The organism is Aeromonas sp. Lyrl_2 (assembly GCF_051948815.1).
Lineage (GTDB): Bacteria > Pseudomonadota > Gammaproteobacteria > Enterobacterales > Aeromonadaceae > Aeromonas > Aeromonas veronii.
Genome location: NZ_JAYJLJ010000047.1, coordinates 1 through 3970, shown reverse-complemented (window position 1 = coordinate 3970; position 3970 = coordinate 1). Strand labels below are relative to the sequence as shown.

Here is a 3970-nt window from a genome sequence, read left to right as displayed (position 1 = left end):
CTAGGGAAAGGAGTATCGCAATAATGAGTCATGCTGCTGTCAATGACCGCCCGGCCAGCCCTCCCAAAGGTTGGCTGAACCGTTTCCTCAATGGCGTCGAGAAAGCCGGTAACAAATTACCCGACCCCGCCATGCTGTTCCTCTACGCCTTGCTGATCGTCTGGGTCGGCTCCTGGGTGTTGTCACAATTCCAGTTTGATCTGGTCAATCCCCGTACCGGGGAGGCGGTAGTGGTCAACAACCTGCTGACCGGTGCCGGTCTGGCCGAGTTTCTCTCCACCATGGTGACCACCTTTACCGGCTTTGCCCCGCTCGGGATCGTGCTGGTGGCCATGCTCGGGGTCGGGGTGGCCGAGCAGTCCGGTTTTATCAATACCGGTCTGAAAAAGTTGCTGAAAGTGACGCCTGCCCGTTTTCTCACTCCCATGCTGATCCTGGTGGCGATCGTCAGCCATACCGCCGCAGATGCGGGTTATGTGCTGGTGATCCCCATCGGTGGTATCATCTTCCACGCTGCCGGACGCCATCCGCTGGCGGGGATCGCCGCTGCCTTTGCCGGTGTCTCCGGCGGTTTTGCCGCCAACTTCCTGCCCTCCGGCGGGGATGCGCTGCTGCAGGGCTTTACCCAGTCCGCCGCTCAGTTGCTCGATCCTGACTACATGGTCAACACCCTGTGCAACATCATCTTTACCGGTGCCTCTTCGCTGCTGATCATCTGTGTCGGCTGGTTCATCACCGAAAAGGTGGTGGAGCCGCGCCTCAAGCATGTGGCGCTCAACGAGGATCTGGAGAGTGCCGACGAGATGGGGTGCTACAGCGCGCAAGAGAGCCGGGCCTTCAACTGGGCCGGGTTTGCCATGCTGGCGGCTATCGTGCTGCTGGCGCTGGCGCTCTCCCCGAGTGACTCACCGCTGCGTGCTGCTGATGGCTCTCTGACCACCTTCGCCGCGCCAGTGATGAAGTCCATAGTGCCGCTCATCTTCCTGCTCTTTATCCTTCCCGGGATTGTCTACGGCTTTGTCGCAGGCAGCTTCAAGAGTGGCAAGGATGTGATCGATGCCATGTCGGCCACCATGAACAAGATGGGCTCCTACATGGTGATGGCCTTCTTCTGCGCGCTCTTTATCAAGGCGTTTGGTGACTCCAATCTGGGCACCCTGCTGGCCCTCTCCGGTGCCGAAGTGCTCCATGCGCTGGCGCTGCCCGGTGAGGTGACCATCGTCGGGATGATCCTGCTCACCGCCACCGTCAATCTGGTAGTCGGCTCGGCCTCCGCCAAGTGGGCGCTGATCAGCCCGATCCTGGTACCCATGTTGATGGCGGTGGGGATCTCCCCCGAGCTGACCCAGGCGGCCTATCGGGTCGGGGATTCTGCTTCCAATATCATCACCCCGCTGATGGTCTTCTTCCCGCTGGTGGTGGTCTATTGCCAGCAGTATGTGAAGAGCACCGGGATCGGTACCCTGGTCTCCATGATGCTGCCCTACTCGCTGGCCTTCCTGGTGAGCTGGACGATTTTCCTGCTGCTCTACTGGGCGCTCGGCTTCCCGCTCGGGTTGCAAGCCCCTTACGTCTATCCGGCCCCTTAAGCTGGGTGTGCGAGGGAGCCTTGGGCTCCCTCGTTTTTTTCGCTATGGTGTTACCTCATTTTGGAGGTGCCATGAATCAGACCATCGATCTTATCCTTTCCCATCGCTCCATTCGTCAGTTCACTGCCGAGCCGATCGCCCCGCAGCAGCTGGATGCCATTCTCGCCGCCGCCCAGTCCGCCTCAACCTCGAGCTTTTTGCAGGTGACCAGTATTGTGCGAGTCTGCGAGCCCGAGGCGCGTCAGCAGTTGGCCATGCTGGCGGGCAATCAACCCTATGTGGTGCAGGCGGCCGAGTTTCTGGTGTTCTGCGCCGATTACCACCGCCACACCCAGATCGTGCCCGAGGCCCAGACCGGCTATGCGGAGCAGTTGCTGATCGGAGCCATCGACGGCGCCCTGATGGCGCAAAACGCCTTGCTGGCGGCGCAGTCGCTGGGGCTGGGCGGGGTCTATATCGGCGGCATTCGCAACCATCCGGCCGAGGTGAGCGAACTGCTCGGCTTGCCCCATCAGGTGATCCCGCTGTTTGGCCTCTGCCTTGGTCATCCTGCCCAGCAGCCGGAGCAGAAACCCCGTCTGCCCAGGGGATTGGTGGTGCATCAGGAGCGCTACCAGCACGAGCTGGATCGCGGCCTGCTGGCCCGGTACGATCAGCAGATCGCGGACTACTATCAAGCCCGCAGCAGCAACAACAAGCAGCAGACTTGGAGCGGCCAGATCCGCGCCATTCTGGGCAAGGAGTCCCGCCCTTTCATGCTGGGATTCCTGCAATCGCGGGGCTTTAACCTCAAGTAATGGCGCTGATGGGCGATACTATGGGGAGGTGACCGTCATGGTCATCATCCCCTGATCCTGCAATCTCTCCCTCAGACCGGGGGCACAGCTTGGTGACAAATCGTGGGCAAGGGGGGATCTGCAGGCTACCTTAAGTGGGTAAGCTGTTGTAGGATCACGCAATTGGATAGGAACAGGGGTTTGGACATCCTATGATTTTAACTTTGGTATTGCTGTCTATTGGCGCACTCCTGTTTTTGGTTATCGCCTATAACGTGGTGCAGCAATATAAGCAGAAGGCAGAAGCGGACAAGCGTCACGCCGTTGCCAGACACAAGACGGTGGCTGACGAGACCGAAGAGGTGTTGCTGAACGTCAATCTGGTGCCTTTCTCCAAGAACATGGTGTTGCTGTTGCAGCACCGGATCCTCGATGCCTATCGCGCTATCGCCCAGGTGATGCCGAACAATCAGATCAAGCAGCGCATCGTTGATGTGCAGACCCAGATCAAGAATGTACAGGAGAACTACAGCGTGCAGGATGAGGGGCAGTTCAAGACCCCGGAGTCCGATCGTCAGGCGATCCAGATGCTGCAGCTGGTCAAGAAGATGCGGGCCGTACTGCGAGTCGAGCACAACAAGGGCAAGATTGACCCTCAGGGATTTGCCCAGGAAGAGCGCCGCCTCGAGCTGATGCAGCTCAAGATCAATATCTCCAATCTGGTCAAGCGGGCGATGGATGCCCGCATTCAGGGCCAATATGGTACATGCCGCCAGCTCTATACCAAGGGTCTGTCGGCCATGGCGAGCGTGGGCGACAAGGATCCCTATCTGCTGGCCCGTGAAGAAGATATGCGTCAGGGGCTCAAGGAGCTTGAAGAGCTGCAGCAGCAAAACAGCGCGCAGGATCTGCAAAACATCAAGGACAAGGAAGCCGACGAGCTCGATGTCCTGTTTCAACCCAAGAAGAAATGGTAAGCATGTCCCACCCACTCGATTCCACACTGGGGCCAATGGCCCCATTTGTTTCTCATCTGCTGGCCGAATTGGCCGCCACTGGCGTCATAATTTCACAGCCAACGGTCGATCACCTCTGTTATCGGGCGGCTACCCTGCAGGAGTACCGCGCGCTATGTGCTGTGCTGGCTGAGGCGGGCTGCTTGCTGGTGGAGGGTATGATTGGCGGACGTCCCATCGCCACTTATCAGTTGCATCAGCCTCTGTTGGCTGGTGAGGTACAGGTACCCTGTATCGAGCTGGCTGCACCGAAACCGGGTCGCGTCCATCAGGCGGGGCTGGAACATATCGAGCTGGTGGTTACTTCACTGCAAGATCTGGTAGCGCGCTATCCCGAGCAGCCATTCAAAACCGGCAACATGCAGGATACCCGCAACCCCGATATTGGCCTGATGTTGCCCTCCGGACAGATCAAGTTTCATCTGCGCTCGCTGGCTGAGGTGATCGCCGAAGAGGTGGCGACCGGTGCTGTGGTCGCGGTGCCTGCGGATTATTTCGATCAGGAGTGATCCTGCTCTAAATACGGTGCGAGCCTGACAGGCTCTTGAATAACGCAGCAAAAGGGGTCACCGGTGTGACCCCTTTTGTT

Annotated in this window: 4 protein-coding genes; all 4 read left to right on the top strand. The window is 58.9% G+C overall.

Translation table 11 applies throughout. From position 1 onward, the window contains the following. Nucleotides 1–23 precede the first annotated feature (23 nt). The 4 genes from VF684_RS20770 (at nucleotide 24) to VF684_RS20755 (ending at nucleotide 3890) form a co-directional block, all read left to right on the top strand. Nucleotides 24–1589 (top strand): AbgT family transporter, encoded by a 1566-nt coding sequence (locus VF684_RS20770; RefSeq protein WP_182963711.1) that lies wholly within the window; start codon nucleotides 24–26, stop codon nucleotides 1587–1589. Nucleotides 1590–1660: 71 nt separating this feature from the next. After that, entirely contained in the window at nucleotides 1661–2386 is a 726-nt protein-coding gene (nfsA, locus tag VF684_RS20765; protein WP_139442040.1) for an oxygen-insensitive NADPH nitroreductase, read from the top strand. A gap of 191 nt (nucleotides 2387–2577) precedes the next feature. Next, complete coding sequence (locus tag VF684_RS20760) at nucleotides 2578–3342, top strand: hypothetical protein (RefSeq protein ID WP_005337161.1); 765 nt, start codon at nucleotides 2578–2580, stop codon at nucleotides 3340–3342. Further along, nucleotides 3336–3890 carry a VOC family protein gene (locus tag VF684_RS20755; RefSeq protein WP_162516167.1) on the top strand — a complete coding sequence of 185 codons (555 nt, stop codon included), beginning with the start codon at nucleotides 3336–3338 and terminating at the stop codon, nucleotides 3888–3890. The genes VF684_RS20760 and VF684_RS20755 overlap by 7 nt, the downstream gene beginning before the upstream one ends. Nucleotides 3891–3970 lie beyond the last annotated feature (80 nt).